General features: G+C 60.4%; 21 protein-coding genes. 12 read left to right on the forward strand and 9 right to left on the reverse strand.

Annotation, left to right across the window (positions count from 1 at the left end; all coding sequences use genetic code 11):
- Positions 1 to 5: 5 nt before the first annotated feature.
- On the reverse strand, positions 6 to 659 hold the full coding sequence (locus PR018_RS11750) for a thiamine phosphate synthase (RefSeq protein WP_142830650.1): 654 nt from the start codon (positions 657 to 659) through the stop codon (positions 6 to 8).
- A 339-nt stretch (positions 660 to 998) separates the two neighbouring features.
- Positions 999 to 1,172 carry a YdcH family protein gene (locus PR018_RS11755; RefSeq protein ID WP_142830648.1) on the reverse strand — a complete coding sequence of 58 codons (174 nt, stop codon included), beginning with the start codon at positions 1,170 to 1,172 and terminating at the stop codon, positions 999 to 1,001.
- A gap of 232 nt (positions 1,173 to 1,404) precedes the next feature.
- Between PR018_RS11755 and PR018_RS11760 the strand changes: the two genes are divergently transcribed.
- From PR018_RS11760 to PR018_RS11785, 6 genes are all read left to right on the forward strand, one after another.
- Positions 1,405 to 1,608 carry a YdcH family protein gene (locus PR018_RS11760; protein WP_111222365.1) on the forward strand — a complete coding sequence of 68 codons (204 nt, stop codon included), beginning with the start codon at positions 1,405 to 1,407 and terminating at the stop codon, positions 1,606 to 1,608.
- A 14-nt stretch (positions 1,609 to 1,622) separates the two neighbouring features.
- Positions 1,623 to 2,117 (forward strand): 5-(carboxyamino)imidazole ribonucleotide mutase, encoded by a 495-nt coding sequence (purE, locus tag PR018_RS11765; RefSeq protein ID WP_142830644.1) that lies wholly within the window; start codon positions 1,623 to 1,625, stop codon positions 2,115 to 2,117.
- Positions 2,114 to 3,169 (forward strand): 5-(carboxyamino)imidazole ribonucleotide synthase, encoded by a 1,056-nt coding sequence (locus PR018_RS11770; protein ID WP_142830642.1) that lies wholly within the window; start codon positions 2,114 to 2,116, stop codon positions 3,167 to 3,169. Before purE ends, PR018_RS11770 begins: the two co-directional genes overlap by 4 nt.
- Positions 3,170 to 3,339: 170 nt before the next feature.
- Positions 3,340 to 3,465 carry a type B 50S ribosomal protein L36 gene (ykgO, locus tag PR018_RS11775; RefSeq protein ID WP_037069952.1) on the forward strand — a complete coding sequence of 42 codons (126 nt, stop codon included), beginning with the start codon at positions 3,340 to 3,342 and terminating at the stop codon, positions 3,463 to 3,465.
- A gap of 123 nt (positions 3,466 to 3,588) precedes the next feature.
- Complete coding sequence (locus PR018_RS11780) at positions 3,589 to 4,203, forward strand: tetratricopeptide repeat protein (protein ID WP_142830641.1); 615 nt, start codon at positions 3,589 to 3,591, stop codon at positions 4,201 to 4,203.
- 85 nt (positions 4,204 to 4,288) lie between these two features.
- The gene (locus PR018_RS11785) at positions 4,289 to 5,317 is read left to right on the forward strand and encodes an alpha/beta fold hydrolase (RefSeq protein WP_142830803.1); all 1,029 of its coding nucleotides are present in this window, start codon (positions 4,289 to 4,291) and stop codon (positions 5,315 to 5,317) included.
- Here the strand turns inward: PR018_RS11785 and PR018_RS11790 are convergent.
- Positions 5,304 to 6,203: a LysR substrate-binding domain-containing protein gene (locus tag PR018_RS11790; RefSeq protein ID WP_142830640.1), complete on the reverse strand. Its 900-nt coding sequence runs from the start codon at positions 6,201 to 6,203 to the stop codon at positions 5,304 to 5,306. The genes PR018_RS11785 and PR018_RS11790 overlap by 14 nt on opposite strands.
- A 108-nt stretch (positions 6,204 to 6,311) precedes the next feature.
- On the opposite strand from PR018_RS11790, the gene PR018_RS11795 reads away from it, so the two are divergent.
- The 4 genes from PR018_RS11795 (at position 6,312) to PR018_RS11810 (ending at position 8,756) form a co-directional block, all read left to right on the forward strand.
- The gene (locus tag PR018_RS11795; protein ID WP_142830639.1) at positions 6,312 to 6,701 is read left to right on the forward strand and encodes a tautomerase family protein; all 390 of its coding nucleotides are present in this window, start codon (positions 6,312 to 6,314) and stop codon (positions 6,699 to 6,701) included.
- 4 nt (positions 6,702 to 6,705) lie between these two features.
- Positions 6,706 to 7,110: a cupin domain-containing protein gene (locus PR018_RS11800; protein ID WP_142830638.1), complete on the forward strand. Its 405-nt coding sequence runs from the start codon at positions 6,706 to 6,708 to the stop codon at positions 7,108 to 7,110.
- The gene (locus PR018_RS11805; RefSeq protein WP_142830637.1) at positions 7,107 to 7,679 is read left to right on the forward strand and encodes a DUF4865 family protein; all 573 of its coding nucleotides are present in this window, start codon (positions 7,107 to 7,109) and stop codon (positions 7,677 to 7,679) included. The genes PR018_RS11800 and PR018_RS11805 overlap by 4 nt, the downstream gene beginning before the upstream one ends.
- Before the next feature lie 108 nt (positions 7,680 to 7,787).
- Entirely contained in the window at positions 7,788 to 8,756 is a 969-nt protein-coding gene (locus tag PR018_RS11810) for a threonine ammonia-lyase (protein WP_142830636.1), read from the forward strand.
- Between the two features lie 100 nt (positions 8,757 to 8,856).
- Here PR018_RS11810 and PR018_RS11815 read toward each other — a convergent pair whose 3' ends face one another.
- The 5 genes from PR018_RS11815 to PR018_RS11835 all read right to left on the reverse strand — a co-directional run bounded on the left by PR018_RS11815 (position 8,857) and on the right by PR018_RS11835 (position 13,295).
- Positions 8,857 to 10,131: a PQQ-dependent sugar dehydrogenase gene (locus PR018_RS11815; RefSeq protein ID WP_224127974.1), complete on the reverse strand. Its 1,275-nt coding sequence runs from the start codon at positions 10,129 to 10,131 to the stop codon at positions 8,857 to 8,859.
- A 65-nt stretch (positions 10,132 to 10,196) separates the two neighbouring features.
- The gene (locus PR018_RS11820) at positions 10,197 to 10,643 is read right to left on the reverse strand and encodes a DUF2231 domain-containing protein (RefSeq protein WP_142830632.1); all 447 of its coding nucleotides are present in this window, start codon (positions 10,641 to 10,643) and stop codon (positions 10,197 to 10,199) included.
- A 147-nt stretch (positions 10,644 to 10,790) separates the two neighbouring features.
- A complete protein-coding gene (gene omp10 / locus PR018_RS11825) occupies positions 10,791 to 11,165 on the reverse strand; it encodes an outer membrane lipoprotein Omp10 (protein ID WP_142830630.1) in 375 nt (124 codons plus the stop codon).
- 173 nt (positions 11,166 to 11,338) lie between these two features.
- Positions 11,339 to 12,790, reverse strand: a complete 1,452-nt coding sequence (locus PR018_RS11830; RefSeq protein ID WP_142830629.1) for a homospermidine synthase — start codon at positions 12,788 to 12,790, stop codon at positions 11,339 to 11,341.
- Positions 12,791 to 12,923: 133 nt separating this feature from the next.
- Positions 12,924 to 13,295: a nuclear transport factor 2 family protein gene (locus tag PR018_RS11835; protein ID WP_142830627.1), complete on the reverse strand. Its 372-nt coding sequence runs from the start codon at positions 13,293 to 13,295 to the stop codon at positions 12,924 to 12,926.
- A 211-nt stretch (positions 13,296 to 13,506) separates the two neighbouring features.
- On the opposite strand from PR018_RS11835, the gene PR018_RS11840 reads away from it, so the two are divergent.
- Both PR018_RS11840 and PR018_RS11845 read left to right on the forward strand, forming a co-directional pair.
- The gene (locus PR018_RS11840) at positions 13,507 to 13,791 is read left to right on the forward strand and encodes a CopG family ribbon-helix-helix protein (RefSeq protein WP_142830625.1); all 285 of its coding nucleotides are present in this window, start codon (positions 13,507 to 13,509) and stop codon (positions 13,789 to 13,791) included.
- Positions 13,788 to 14,081 (forward strand): type II toxin-antitoxin system RelE/ParE family toxin, encoded by a 294-nt coding sequence (locus PR018_RS11845; RefSeq protein ID WP_142830624.1) that lies wholly within the window; start codon positions 13,788 to 13,790, stop codon positions 14,079 to 14,081. Before PR018_RS11840 ends, PR018_RS11845 begins: the two co-directional genes overlap by 4 nt.
- Positions 14,082 to 14,084: 3 nt before the next feature.
- Here PR018_RS11845 and PR018_RS11850 read toward each other — a convergent pair whose 3' ends face one another.
- Complete coding sequence (locus tag PR018_RS11850; protein ID WP_142830622.1) at positions 14,085 to 14,369, reverse strand: YciI family protein; 285 nt, start codon at positions 14,367 to 14,369, stop codon at positions 14,085 to 14,087.
- Positions 14,370 to 14,382: the final 13 nt, after the last annotated feature.

Raw genomic sequence — 14,382 nt, forward strand, 5'->3', positions numbered from 1 at the left:
TGCTATCAATCTTCAAACCGTGGCGCTTTTTCGTCCAGCAAGGCATTCACGGCAGAAACAACAGACGATGCCTGTGCGGCGTCGGCAAACACAGCGGATCTCAACGCCACGAACTCCACTCCGGCGAGCGCCACATCGAGCGCGGAGTTCGGGTCGGTGCCGCCCATGACGATGCAGGGGATCTCGATCATCGATGCCCACCATTCGCCGAGATCGACGTTTTTCGGATGTGCCTCGGGCTTGAAGTCGCCGTCGAACTTGCCGAAGAAGATATAGTCCGGCCTCAGTTCACCGATTTCCAGCGCGGTATGCCGATCCTTGGCCGTTCCGCCGCCGACCATGAAGCTTGCCGTCTGCTTTTCCATCGCCTCGGTGAACTCGGCAATATCGGCAGCGATATGCAGCCCATCCGCCTTGGCGCGCGCCGCGACGCGGCTGTCGCCGGCAATGAGGGCTGCGGCACCGGCGGCCTGAACGATCGGAACCAGCTTTTCCGCCGATTTCTGGAAATCGAATTCGTTAAGCCCGTATTGCGGAATGATGACAGAGGCGACGTCGCCGCCCTCCAGCGCCTTTGCCACGAGTGCATGCTGTTCTGCGATGTCGGTCATCTCGGGCACGATGAGAACCAGACGGCAGCGGCTTGGGGGCAAGGTCATGCAGGCTTCCTATTCGGCGCATCCGGCCGGAACACGAAGTCCGGCATTCCGGTCTGTGAGTAAATCCGTTGGGACCTGCTGACAAGGGGAGCGTCGCGGAAAACCGCAAGGTCCCTATTGCCCGGGAACGCGGGCGAAGCTGCGAGGAGCCCCGTGCCCGCCGCTCTGTCCGTACCGCTGGCCGCAAGGCACGGAAGCTTTCAGCAACCTCACACAAACAGTTGCGCCAACCCCTGCGTTAAAGGAAGTTGGCGCAAAATTTCGTCAATTCAGTGCAAAGTCCGCATTTCAGCCGCGACGGAGCAGACTGCCCGATCCGGCCGCAACGCGGCTACGGCATCAGTGTACCGATGTGGCAATACGCTGGATCTGGTCTTTGATTTTCAGCTTCATTCGCTTGATGTCCGCGATTTCACGGTCATCCACTGAGGGGGAGGTCATCGCGGAGTGCAATTTCTCTTCGAGGGCGACATGCTTTTTCTGGAGCGATTCAAGATGAGCCTGAACTGTCATTTGACCTTCCTTCTGCTTGCCTTCCCCAGCCATCCATCGCTGGAGTTCTAGGCTTTAACGACAATAGTGTGACATACTAATTCTTCAATGTCGAAGGCCAAAAAGTGACTTGAACAGGGCAAATTCATGATCACGGATAACTTCCCGTTACCGTTATTTGGTGATAGGAGCTTGCGAAATTAAACCGCTGGATCCAAAGGGTTCCGCGTGACGACGACTGGGGACGAACACCATGCCCGATCAGGATCAAGCCGACGTGAGACTCATCATGGCGCGCCTGCGCCAGGAACATGAGGATTTCGACGTCGCTATCAATGCGATGATCGAAACCGGCTGCGATCAACTCCGTGTTCAGCGCATGAAAAAGAAGAAGCTGGTCATCAAGGACAAGCTGACCAAGCTCGAAGACCAGATCATTCCGGACATCACCGCTTGAGGGGACGCGTCGCCATGACCGAAAGACCGCCTGTCGCCATTATCATGGGCAGTCAGTCCGACTGGGAAACCATGAAGAATGCGGCCGATACCTTGGAAGCCCTTGATATCACGTATGACGCCCGCATTATCTCGGCACACCGCACGCCCGATCGGCTGGTACGCTTTGCCAAGGGCGCGCGCGACGAGGGCTTCAAGATCATCATCGCCGGCGCCGGCGGCGCAGCCCACCTCCCCGGCATGGCTGCATCGATGACATCGCTGCCGGTGTTCGGCGTGCCAGTGCAGTCGAAAGCCATGTCAGGCCAGGACAGCCTTCTCTCCATCGTCCAGATGCCGGCCGGCATTCCTGTCGGCACGCTTGCCATCGGCCGGGCCGGCGCTATCAATGCCGCGCTGCTCGCTGCCGCCGTCCTCGCGCTCAACGACGAGGATATCGCCGACCGGCTGGATGCATGGCGGGCTGCCCAGAGTGCTGCAGTCGCTGAATACCCGATGGATGACCTATGACGACACAGACGATCGGCATCATCGGCGGCGGCCAGCTTGGCCGCATGCTAGCCATGGCCGCAGCCCGACTGAACTTCCGCACCATCATCCTCGAGCCGCAGGCCGATTGTCCGGCGGCCCAGGTCGCCAACCGCCAGATCGTCGCTGCCTATGACGACCCCGCAGCACTGGCGGAACTCGCAGCGGTCTCGGACGTGGTGACCTATGAATTTGAAAACGTGCCCGTCTCTGCCGCACAATCTCTATCCCTGAGCGTGCCCGTCTATCCCCCGCCGAAGGCACTGGCCATGGCGCAGGACCGTCTGACGGAAAAGCAGTTCCTCAATGGTTGCGGCGTCGCAACGGCGCGCTTTCATGCCGTCGACAGCCAGTCTGACCTTGAGGCGGCACTTGCCGACTTCGGCGGACAGGGCGTGCTGAAGACGCGCCGGCTGGGCTACGACGGCAAGGGGCAGCGCGTCTATCGCTCGCTCGCCGACAGTTCGGAAGGCGGCTATGCAGCGCTCGGCAACGTCCCCCTGATTCTCGAAAGCTTCATCGCCTTCGAGCGCGAGGTCTCCATTATCGCGGCCCGCAACCCGGAAGGCACGATCGAAAGCTACGATCCGGCCGAAAATGTTCACCGCGACGGCATTCTGCACACCTCGACGCTGCCAGCCCGGCTCTCGCCGGAAACCGCGGCAGCCGCTGCAGCCGCCGCCAAAACTATCCTCACGGCGCTCGATTACGTCGGCGTCATCGGCATCGAGTTCTTCGTATTGGCCGATGGGCAATTGATTGCCAATGAAATGGCGCCACGCGTGCACAATTCCGGTCACTGGACGGAAGCTGCCTGTGTCGTCTCGCAGTTCGAGCAGCACATCCGCGCTGTTGCCGGCCTCCCGCTCGGCAATCCTGTGCGACACGCCGATTGCGTCATGCAGAACCTGATCGGCGACGACATCCTCGCTGTTCCGGACTGGCTGGCGCGCGACAACACGCTCGTGCATCTCTACGGCAAGACCGAAGCCCGGCCCGGCCGCAAGATGGGGCATGTCACGACACTTCTTTAGTCTGTGCATGACCTGTAGCATCGGGAAAAAGCCCGGATAGTCGGTTGACAGGGCGAAAGCGACACGGTATCTGCTCCCCACCCTAAAAGAGCGCGCCAAGAGCGCGCTTTTGATTGTTTAAAGATACGGGCGAATGTGACATTCCCCCTAAAACCTCGCGGATCGAAAAAATGAAGATCAAGAATTCGCTCAAGTCGCTCAAGGCTCGTCACCGCGACAACCGCCTCGTTCGTCGCAAGGGCCGCGTTTACATCATCAACAAGCTGAACCCGCGCTTCAAGGCTCGTCAGGGCTGATTTGCGGATGCCGTTTGGTTGTCGGTCGTCCCGCGCCGCGTGTGCGGGCACATCGACGGCCAGGTTTCTGACGGCATGACGTTCAATCGAATTTGTTTTGATCTTCTGCGGTGGCGGGCTAACATGCCCGCCATGTTTGTTCGTGCCCTGTTGCTCCCCACCCTGCTCCTGCCGGTCTTGCTTGCTGCTTCTGCCCCGCAGATGGCAGTCGCAGATGACGCGCGGATCGTGGAGCAGCAAACCGAGAGCGTCTCTCCGAAACAGCGCCTCGACGATCTCTTCACGGCACTTAGACGCCAGCACGATCCGGATCAGGCCGCAGGCATTGCCAACCAGATCAAAGTGGAATGGTCGCAATCCGGCAGTGCCACCGTCGATTTGCTGATGCAGTGGGCGGCCAAGGCCATTGCCGAAAAGCGCAACGCCGCCGCTTTCGACTTTCTCGATCAGGTCATCGCCCTGAAGCCACGCTATGTCGAAGGCTGGAACCAGCGCGCGACGCTGAACTACGCGCTTGGCGACTACAACAAATCCATGGCTGATATCGAACAGGTTCTGCGGCTGGAGCCACGCCATTTCGGTGCGCTCGCCGGCATGGCAGCGATCCTCACCGAAAATGGCAAAGACCAGCAGACGCTGGAAATCTGGCAGCGGTTCCTTGCTATCTATCCCGCAAACCGCGCGGCCCAGCAGCAGGCCGACCAACTCAGCGAAAAACTTGCGGGCAGCCGTACCTGACTGTGCAACCGGATGCCGCGCCCGACCGTATAGAATCACGAGGTCCGGCGACCGAGTTCCGGGCATGTTTGCGAGTTGCCTGTCGATGCTGAGTTTTCTGGTTCTGGTTGCCCTGGTGCTCGCAGCCGCGTTTGCCTACACCGCTGTCAAGGCCCGGGCCATCACCGAGGCCAATCCGAACATCGGCAACCTCATCGACATCGGCGGCTACAGTATCAATGCTCTCCACCTGAAGCGCCCTGACGGCGCGGACCTGCCGCCTCTCGTCTTCATTCATGGCGCCAGCGGCAATCTGCGCGACCAGATGCAGGCCTTCGCCAGCCCTCTCGAAGGCCGCGCCGAAATGCTCTTCGTTGACCGCCCGGGCCACGGCTATTCCGAACGCGGCGGGCCAGACAATGCCTTTCCGTCCGGACAGGCCGATGCCATCGCAAAGTTGATGGATAAACTGCAAATCGGCCCCGCCATAATAGTAGGCCACTCCTTCGGCGGCGCAATTGCCGCAGCCTTTGCGGTTCGCCATCCCCGAATGACCGCTGGCCTGCTGTTTCTGGCACCGGCCACCCATCCCTGGCCCGGCGGTGTCGACTGGTACTACCGGCTGGCGTCTGCGCCCGTCCTCGGCTGGATCTTCGCGCACACGCTGGTCATCCCGGCCGGCCTCCGGAAGCTCGACCAGGGCACCATCGGCGTCTTCAGCCCCAACCCGCGGCCGCGCGACTACATCGAAAAGACTGCGCCGGCTCTGGTCTTGCGGCCAGATGTCTTCCGCAACAACGCCCGGGACGTCGTCAACCTGCTTGGCTATGTGACGCGCGAATCGCAGCGATACCGGGAGATCAAGGCGCCCACCGTCATCATCACCGGCGATTCGGACGACGTGGTGCTTGCCGAACTCCATTCCATCGGCCTCGAGCGCGACATCGTCGGCGCCGAACTGATCACCATCCGCAACCTCGGCCACAAGCCCGATTACATCGCCAACGACGTCGCCATTGCCGCCATCGAACATCTCGCCGGTACGCCCCGCGACCTGAAGCAGGTGGCCCGCCTCGCGGAAATACGAATTGCCGCCGAGATCAGTTCGGACCCGTCTCCAGCTACCCGTGCCTGAATGCTGCAAGTGACGGACGCAACGCTTCCAGAATAATGGCAGCGAGGCGCTGGGTGGCGGGACTTTGATCCGCCGCAGCACGGTGCAGCACGAGGTCTAGCTTCGGCAACGACGGCAGCCCGAGCTCTCCGTCAAACAGCGGCCGCACCGTACCGGGCAAACCGAGCGGCGTGCGCACCGTTATCCCGAGACCGGCCGCTGTCGCTGCCCACAGGCCACCGAGACTGGGGCTGACGAAAGCAACCCGCCAGCCGAGCCCAACACTATCCATCGCCTTTGTCGCGGCGGTCCTGAGCAGGCAAGGCGCCTCGAGCGTGGCGAGCGGCATCGGTTCGCCGCTATCAGCCATCCAGTCGATCCGGCCGTCCATCGGCCCCACCCAGCACATAGGCACCTCGCCGACAAGTTCGCAATGGGCGGTCCGCTCGCCATTGCTCCACGCCAGTGCCAGATCGAGCCGGCCGGACCGGACCCGCTCCATCAGCTCGACGTTGCGTACCACCCGAGCCTCGATGCGCACTTTCGGATGAGCGCGGGCAAAGCGACCGAGAACTTCGGGAAGCAGCGCTTCGCCAAAATCCTCCTGCAGGCCGAGCCGGACCCAGCCTTCGAGTTCCATCCCCTGCACCGCCGTAACCGCTTCATCGTTGAGGTCGAGCAGCCGGTGTGCATAGGCGAGCAGCGTTTCGCCGGCTTCGGTCAGCGCCAGCCCACGGCCGGCCTTGCGAAAAATCGGCCTCCCCGCCTGCTCCTCGAGTTTCTTGATCTGCGCACTGACGGCCGACGTCGAACGCCCGACACGCTCCGCCGCTTTGGCAAAGGTACCGAGCTCGATGCCCGCGACGAAGCTTCTCAGAATATCGAGATCGAAGACAGGGTAGCTCACATCATTGTCCAGTTTATCGGGATCATAAATCCATTTATATCTGATTATCCGGACGGATAAAGGGTGCAATAGAAGTTGCGTCAACTTGTTTCACCCGAGAGAACCCCCATGCCCATTACCCGAATTTCCCTGATGCGTGGCAAATCGCCAGAATACCTCGCGACGCTGTGCGACACGTTTCACCGCGCAATGGTCGAGACTTTCGATGTCCCTTCCGCCGACCGGTTTCACGTCATCCACCAGTGCTCGCCCGGCGAACTGGTCTTTGACCGCGACTACCTCGCCGGACCGCGCTCGGACGATTACCTGTTTTTCGACATCACCATCGGCAAGCCACGCACCGCCGAGGTCAAGCAGGCATTCTATCGACGGGTGACGGAGCTGCTCGGCGACACCCTAGATATCCGTGCGGCGGACGTTATGATCGTCATCACCACCACCGGGCGCGAGGACTGGTCGTTCGGCAACGGCCGCGCCCAGATGATAGAGGTGGCATAACGTCATGCCGCAAAGCAAATTGGACCGCGTCCATAGAGCCGGCGAGGCTCGGCAGCAGGCACCCGAGGGGATATCCAGCCAGCCATTTTTGCTGGAGACGCTCATCCCGGCGTCTGAGAATGGGCTCGGCGCCATGATCGCCATGCTCAAGCCTGGAACGCTGACCCACTGGCACAGCCATCCGCACGGCCAGATCCTCTACGTGCTCTCCGGCATCGCCTTGGTGCAGTGTGACGGCGGAGCGGTCGAGCAGCTGCATGCCGGCGACTGCATCCGTTTCGAGCCAGGCGAGCACCACTGGCATGGATCCGGCGTGACGACGAGCTTGACCTATCTCAGCGTCCAGGCCGCACATGAAGGCACTGCCGTCACCTGGTTCGAGCCCGTCACCGAAGGAGACCGACAGTGATCGCCATGCAATACAGTTTCATGCTCCCCGCCGACTACGACATGGACATCGTCGACCGGAGAATCCGCGATAAAGGTCCGCTGCTGGACAACTTTCCAGACCTCGTCTTCAAGGCCTATCTCACAGCCCGCAAAGGCGACGCGATCACTGGGTCGAGAGACAATCTCTATGCGCCGCTCTATGTCTGGAACGGTGTCGAAGGACTGAACGATTTTCTCTGCGGCCCCGGCTTCGCGGGCGTCAGCGCCGCGTTTGGCCGGCCGCAGGTAAACACCTGGATCCTCTGGAATACCGCGATTGCAGCAGACATCCGCAAGGCTCGCTTCGCCACCCGGGAGATTTCCGATATCGGACCGGATGCCCATCTCGGCACGATGCGTGCGGCAGGCAGCGCGGATGCGCTAGCCGACATCGAAACGGGTGCAACACTCGCCTCGGTTTCGGCCTTCGATCCCCATGGCTGGAAACGCCTTCGCTTCCGGCTTTGGCGGGAGATGCCGAAGGGACCGTTGCCGACCGACACGCTCGCCTATCGCCTCGGCCATCTGTCGTTACCCGAGCGCGCCTGAACCCTCGACGCCGACCAAAATGCTGTCACCGGGACAATGTCCCTGTTCCATCGGGGATGACGAGATCCTATGCAGGGATGCCACTACCCTTTCGACATGGAGCTTTTCTTGGTCGATATTGCAATGATCGAAGCCGCCCGGGTGCGCCTTTCCGGCAAGGCGCGGCGGACGCCGCTGCTGTCCTCGCCCTTTCTCGACGAAATCGCCGGGCGGCGCCTGTTTGTCAAGGCTGAGTGCCTGCAGCACACCGGCTCCTTCAAATTCCGTGGCGGATGGTCGGCGATCTCGGCGCTGTCACCCGACATTCGCGCGCGCGGCGTCATCGCCTTTTCTTCCGGCAACCATGCTCAAGGCGTGGCACTGGCAGCCCGCATGCATGGTATTCCCTCGGTCATCATCATGCCGTCGAATGCACCGAAGATGAAGATCGACAATACCCGCGCCTTCGGCGCAGAAGTGGTGCTCTACGACCGGGCCACTGAAGATCGCGACGAGATCGGCGCCCGGCTGTCGAGAGAACGCGGCCTAACGCTGATCCGGCCCTATGACGAACCGATGGTCATAGCCGGGCAGGCAACGACGGGGCTCGAGATCGCCGAGCAGGCGCTTGAAAACGATATCGGCGCGGCCGAAGTGCTGGTGCCATGCGGCGGCGGCGGTCTGACTTCGGGGATCGCACTGGCGCTTGAGGCCCGCGCGCCAGCCATGAAGGTGCGTCCCTGCGAGCCAGAGGGCTTCGACGACGCAACACGGTCGCTGGCGTCTGGCCGGATCGAACGCAACTCCTCGCTTTCGGGCTCGATCTGCGACGCCATCATCACGCCGCAGCCGGGCGAGATTACCTTCCCAATCATGCGGCGGCTCTGTGGCACCGGCCTCGTCGTGATGGACGCCGAAGCCCTTGCCGCCATGGCGCTGGCATTTACCCGACTGAAACTGGTGGTCGAACCCGGCGGCGCCGTCGCCTTGGCCGCCGCCCTCTTCCACGGCAACGAACTCGCCGGCGACACGGTGATTGCCGTCACTTCAGGCGGCAACGTCGACAACGACGTCTTCCTGAAATCCCTCGGCCACTAACGGGGAGACTACCTCTCTGGAACAGATGAGCCTTCAGACGAAAAAGCCCGGCGCTGAGACATCAGCGCCGGGCTTTGTTTTACAAGTAGTGCGGCCGCGCCTACTTGGCGGAGACGCGCCAGACTGTGTTGCCGGCGTCGTCGGCAATCAGCAGGCCACCGGTTTTATCAACGGCAAGGCCGACTGGCCGGCCACGGGTCTTGTTGTCCGCACCCATGAAGCCGGTAACGATATCCTGCGGCTTGCCATTCGGGCGACCATCGGCAAACGGGACGAAGACGACCTTATAACCGTTGAAGGTCTTGCGGTTCCAGCTACCGTGCTCGCCGACAAACGCACCGCCCTGATAGGCCGCCGGCAGGTTTGTGCCCGTATAGAACGCCATGCCGAGCGGCGCGACGTGCGAGCTGAGCGCATAGTCCGGAACGACAGCCTTCTCGACCAGATCAGGCCGCTGCGGCATGACACGCGGATCGACGTGCTGGCCGTAATAGCTGTAAGGCCAGCCGTAGAACGCGCCATCCTTCACCGACGTCATGTAATCCGGCACCAGATTGGGGCCGAGTTCATCGCGCTCGTTGATGACAGCCCAGAGCGCATGGCTCTTTGGCTCGAAGCTCAGCCCATTCGGGTTGCGCAGGCCGGTTGCAAACAGCCGCGAGCGACCCGTTTCCCTGTCGACTTCCCAGATCGCTGCACGGTCCTTCTCGGCACCGATGCCATTTTCGGTGATGTTGCTGTTCGACCCGACGCCGACATACAACAGCTTGCCGTCATCGCTGGCAACCAGGCTCTTCGTCCAGTGATGGTCGATAGGGCCGCCCGGCAGGTCGACAAGCTTGACACCCGGCTCGGTTATCTTGGTAGCGCCCGGTGTATAGGGAAACCGCATGATCGCATCGGTGTTGGCAACATAAAGATCGTTGCCAACAAGCGTTACTCCGAACGGCGAATTCAGGTGATCGAGAAAGACGTCGTGAACTTCGGCAACCCCGTCCCCATCGGCATCGCGCAGCAGCGTGATGCGATTGCTTGCCTGCTGTGGCGGGCTTCCGGTCGCAAAAGATTGAACCCAGCCCATGATCAGGTCCTTGGGACGTGTGATAGCGGCTGCAGGCGGCGCGACGGATTCGACCACCAGAACGTCGCCGTTCGGCAACGCGTAAAGCGAGCGAGGGTGAACAAGCCCGGAGGCCAGCGCCTTGATCTGCATGCCCTCGGGCACGGTCGGCGTCTCGTCCTTCTGCCAGCCGACCACGGGGGCGACATGCATTGGCGGTACCAGATATTGCGATTGTTCCGGTAGCGTCGGATTTGCACCGATTTCGCTCGTCGGATCCGGATCGCTGCCACCGCAGCCGGCAAGAGCGAACATCGAGGTGCAAGCGAGCGCCACAGCGAGCGAGCGGCGGATGGTTCTCGGGGAAATCACTGTGCGCATCACTCGACTACTCCTAGGTCTTGGCGATAGACCGGCGTGCGGCCGAGCAAACCACCGAGGATCAATACGATCAGCGTGGCTGCGGAGAGGACCAGGCCCATCGGGACAACCGAGGTCCAGGCATCGCGGCTATGGATAAGGGCATTGAAAATGGCGAGCACCAGGGCGACACCGTTGCCAAGCACATAGATGGCCGAGAGACGGTTGACGCCGACAAGGCGGCCAACGAAGAAATCAACGAGGCAGACCAGCGCTGCCACAGCGCCGACCATCAGGCCAGCCGTCAGCAACCACGCCGAAAAATTGGCCCACATCATTTCGGCAGTTCGCCAATAGGTGATGTCGGTAATCATCGTGCCGATGAAACAGGCAAGGGCGAAATGCCACAGAATCGGAAATAGCGGAGGTTTAACGATCCTTACGGGGTAGATAATGGGATTTGTCATGGGGTTTTCTTCCAATGCCGCCAAATTGCGTCGTTGGCAAACCAGTTAGCCAGCCTTTCGTTCCTTTATTCCCGGTACGACGCTGAATCCCATCAAAACGAAAAAAGCTCCCGCGAGGGGAGCTTTTGAATGTTTGGCCGGAAAACCTCAGCCGCGACGCGCGAGCGAGAACTGGGCGCCGCTGTCGGACGTGCAGTTCAGCTGGTTCGAGTTGACCAGCGCGCAATTGACCTTGGACTGTGTCTTGCGGACCAGCGACGTCATGTTGATCTCGACCAGGCCGGGGGCGGTGTTGACGTATGTGCCGGAAGCAAGAAGCTGGTTGCTGTCGGTCGTCCGGGTGGAGAATCCGCCGCCCTGGAATGTCGAGATGATGCCGTTCGGATCGGCCCAGGTGCCGTCCACCGTTTGCGGCGCCTGGCGGGTCGCGACCTGCATAGGCATCTGCCGCGGACCCTGATCCATACAGGAGGCGAGCGACAAGGCCGAGACAAGGAGGGCAAGGCTTGCTTTGATCTTCATGGTTCTTCCCCGAAATTCAGAATCGGCATCCGCCGCACACTTTGCGAAAAGATGGAGCGGCACCCCCGTGAAAGCAAGGCTCGGGCCGCCGATCCGCAGATTTATCATTGAGGCGTAACAAAAATGCCCGCACCAACGATGCGGGCATTCCAGGTTCTAATCAGCCAGTCTTATCAACGAACGAGCACGTTCTTGAACTGCCACGGATCCTTCGTGTCGATATCTTCCGGGAACAAGCCGGGACGACCTGTCAGCGGAGTCCAGTCCGTGTAGTGGCCTTCGACAGGACCGAGATACGGCATCTGCACTTCGAGGCAGCGCTTGTAATCGATCTCGTCGGCCTCGACGATCCCAGCTTTCGGGTTCTCGAGAGCCCAGACCATGCCGGCGAGAACGGCCGAGGTGACCTGCAGGCCGGTGGCGTTCTGGTACGGCGCAATACGGCGCGTTTCTTCGAGCGACAGGCGCGAGCCGAACCAGTAGGCGTTCTTGTCGTGGCCATAGAGCAGCACGCCGAGTTCGTCGACACCCTCGACCAGTTCGTTCTCGTCGAGAACATGCATGACCGGCTGGGCGTTGCCACCATTGCCGAACATTTCATGCAGCGACAGGACGGCATCGTTGGCAGGATGGTAGGCGTAGTGGCAGGTCGGACGGTAGGAGACTTCGCCGTCCTTGTCGGTCACCGTGAAGTAGTCGGCGATCGAGATCGACTCGTTGTGAGTGACGAGGTAGCCGTACTGCGCGCCGGGCGTCGGGCACCAGGTGCGCACGCGGGTGTTGGCGCCGGGCTGCTCGAGGTAGATTGCCGCCTGGCAACCCTTCTTGTGCTTCTTGGCATTCTTCGGCATCCATTCTTCATGGGTGCCCCAGCCGAGTTCGGCAGGCTGCAGGCCTTCCGAAATAAAGCCTTCGACCGACCATGTGTTCCAGAACACGTTGAGCGGCTTCGGGGTCTTGGTCAACTGCGTGTCGCGCTCGGCAATGTGGATGCCCTTGACGCCGACCTTCTTCATCAGCTTGGCCCAGCCTTCGCGATCATGCTGGTCCGGCTCGTCGAATTTGATGTCGAGATCGCGGGCAAGATTGACGAGGCCCTGCTTGACGAACCATGAGACCATGCCCGGGTTCGCGCCGCAGGTGGAAACGGCCGTCGTACCGCCCGGGTTCTTCTTCTTTTCGTGGCGAACGGTTTCGCGCAGCGCATAGTTGGTGCGGTCGGCGTTCTTCATGGTCTTGTCGAAATAGAAACCGAGCCATGGCTCGATGACGGTATCGATGTAGAGAACGTCGAGCTTACGGCAAAGCTTCATCAGGTCGAGCGAGCCGGTGTCGACAGAAAGATTGACGCAGAAGCCCTGGCCTTCGCCTTCGGTCAGAAGCGGCTTTAGCAGCTCCTTATAGTTATCCTTGGTGACATATTCCTTGATATGGCGGATGCCATGCTCGGCAAGAATAGCCATGTCGCCTTCGTTTTCACGCGGGTCGATGACAACCATCCGGCTCTTGTCGAATTTGAAATGGCGCTCGATCAGGGGCAGCGTGCCGCGGCCGATGGAGCCAAAGCCGATCATCACGATCGGGCCGGTTATTTCGGCATATACCGGGTAGTTTTCCTGCTTCATACTTTTCTCCTTCAAAGAGCAGAGGCTCTTTGGTGTCTGTCGATTCATCAGCAAACGCTTGACGATGGGTAAAGGGCTCTAATCACAAAATCCTGTCACAATAAAGGGTGGATGACCACCTCGCCGAGCGTAACTATAGCCTATCCGTCAAAGTCCCCTGGTGGAAAACCATAAGCCAGCGCCCGTCTTCTTCCTGCCGCCAGATCGAACTGCGCAGGGAGTGGACCGCATCCCCCTCTATGGTCTTTCTGGTCGATCCGTAAGTCACCAGTGCAATATGCTCCGACAGCATGACTAGCCTCGGATTGTGCAAGGCACGTGACATGACCGGCTCTTCCGTCAGCAAGGCCGAAATGATGTCCGCAAAGCCGAACATGCGGCCGGAACTGCCAATCTCCCGGAATTCCGGCGACAGATGACCCACAAGCGCCGCTCTCGACGAACGCACAGCCGGATCGAACAGCCTTTCCTCAAGCTGGCGAAGATGTTCGAGCAATCCATCCATGGTTTTATCCCCCTCAACAAATCCAGCCCATCCACCTTTGTACGACAAATGCATAAGCGAGCCATGGACGACTATCTGCAGGGCAATTCCGCCGACATTTTCGACCGTAGCGTTTCGCACTGAAGGCGGGAGACCCAGAAAAGCCCCGCCTTGTTGCCGGATGATCCAAGCTTTGTTAGACTTAGGACATCGAAGGTGTGGAAAGCGTAACATGGCTGACAATAAGCTTTTCGTGGATCTGTCCGATGACACGAAGCAGCGGCTGGATCGCCTTTCCAAGGCAATAGATCGCTCCGCAACATCCATCACCGCTGAGGCCCTCGAGCTTTATCTGGCTCAACAGGAATGGCAGATCGCTGCCGTAGACGAGGCCGTTCGCCGTGCAGATCGTGGAGGCTTCGTGTCCCACGAGGCAATAATGTCTTGGCTTGGCTCCTGGGGGACACCGGGAGAACTTCCTGCACCGAACCCGCTCGGCCGTAAGACGGCGCAGTGAACATCATTTGGGCTGAGGCCGCTGTTGCCGATCTGGTGGCCATTCGCGCATTCATAGCCGACCACAATCCTCAGGCGGCAAATAAAGTAGCGGCTAAAATCCTGCACGCGGCCAATCTCCTCAGAGATAAGCCACGCCTCGGACTTAGCACACATGTCGCACATGTTCGGAGGTTGATTGTGCACCAGTCGCCGTATTCCATCATCTATCGGGTAGTTGGACCGGACCTGCAGATCCTGGAGATCTTCGACGGACGGCAATTGGCACCTCGCACCGATGTGAGAGGCTGATCTTTATCCCCTCAACAACTCCAGCCCCTCCACCATCCTCGTCAACGCCACCTCGGTGATCTCGTAGCTGGCGATGCCATGCAGCGTGAACGGGTCGGCGGCGACATAGGCTTCCAGATCGGCGCGCTCACCCTTTGCAAAAATCACGCCGCCGGTGCGCGGTACCTTACGGCCGGACGCGAGAAACCAGCCCCGACTGTAGCCTTCCGCTACCCACTCTATATGTGGCTCCATGAACAGATCGGCATCTTCGTTGCTTTTCAGATAGGTAAGCGAGAGAATGAACATGGGCGACCCCCGG

It is taken from the genome of Rhizobium rhododendri (assembly GCF_007000325.2).
Classification (GTDB): Bacteria; Pseudomonadota; Alphaproteobacteria; order Rhizobiales; family Rhizobiaceae; genus Rhizobium; species Rhizobium rhododendri.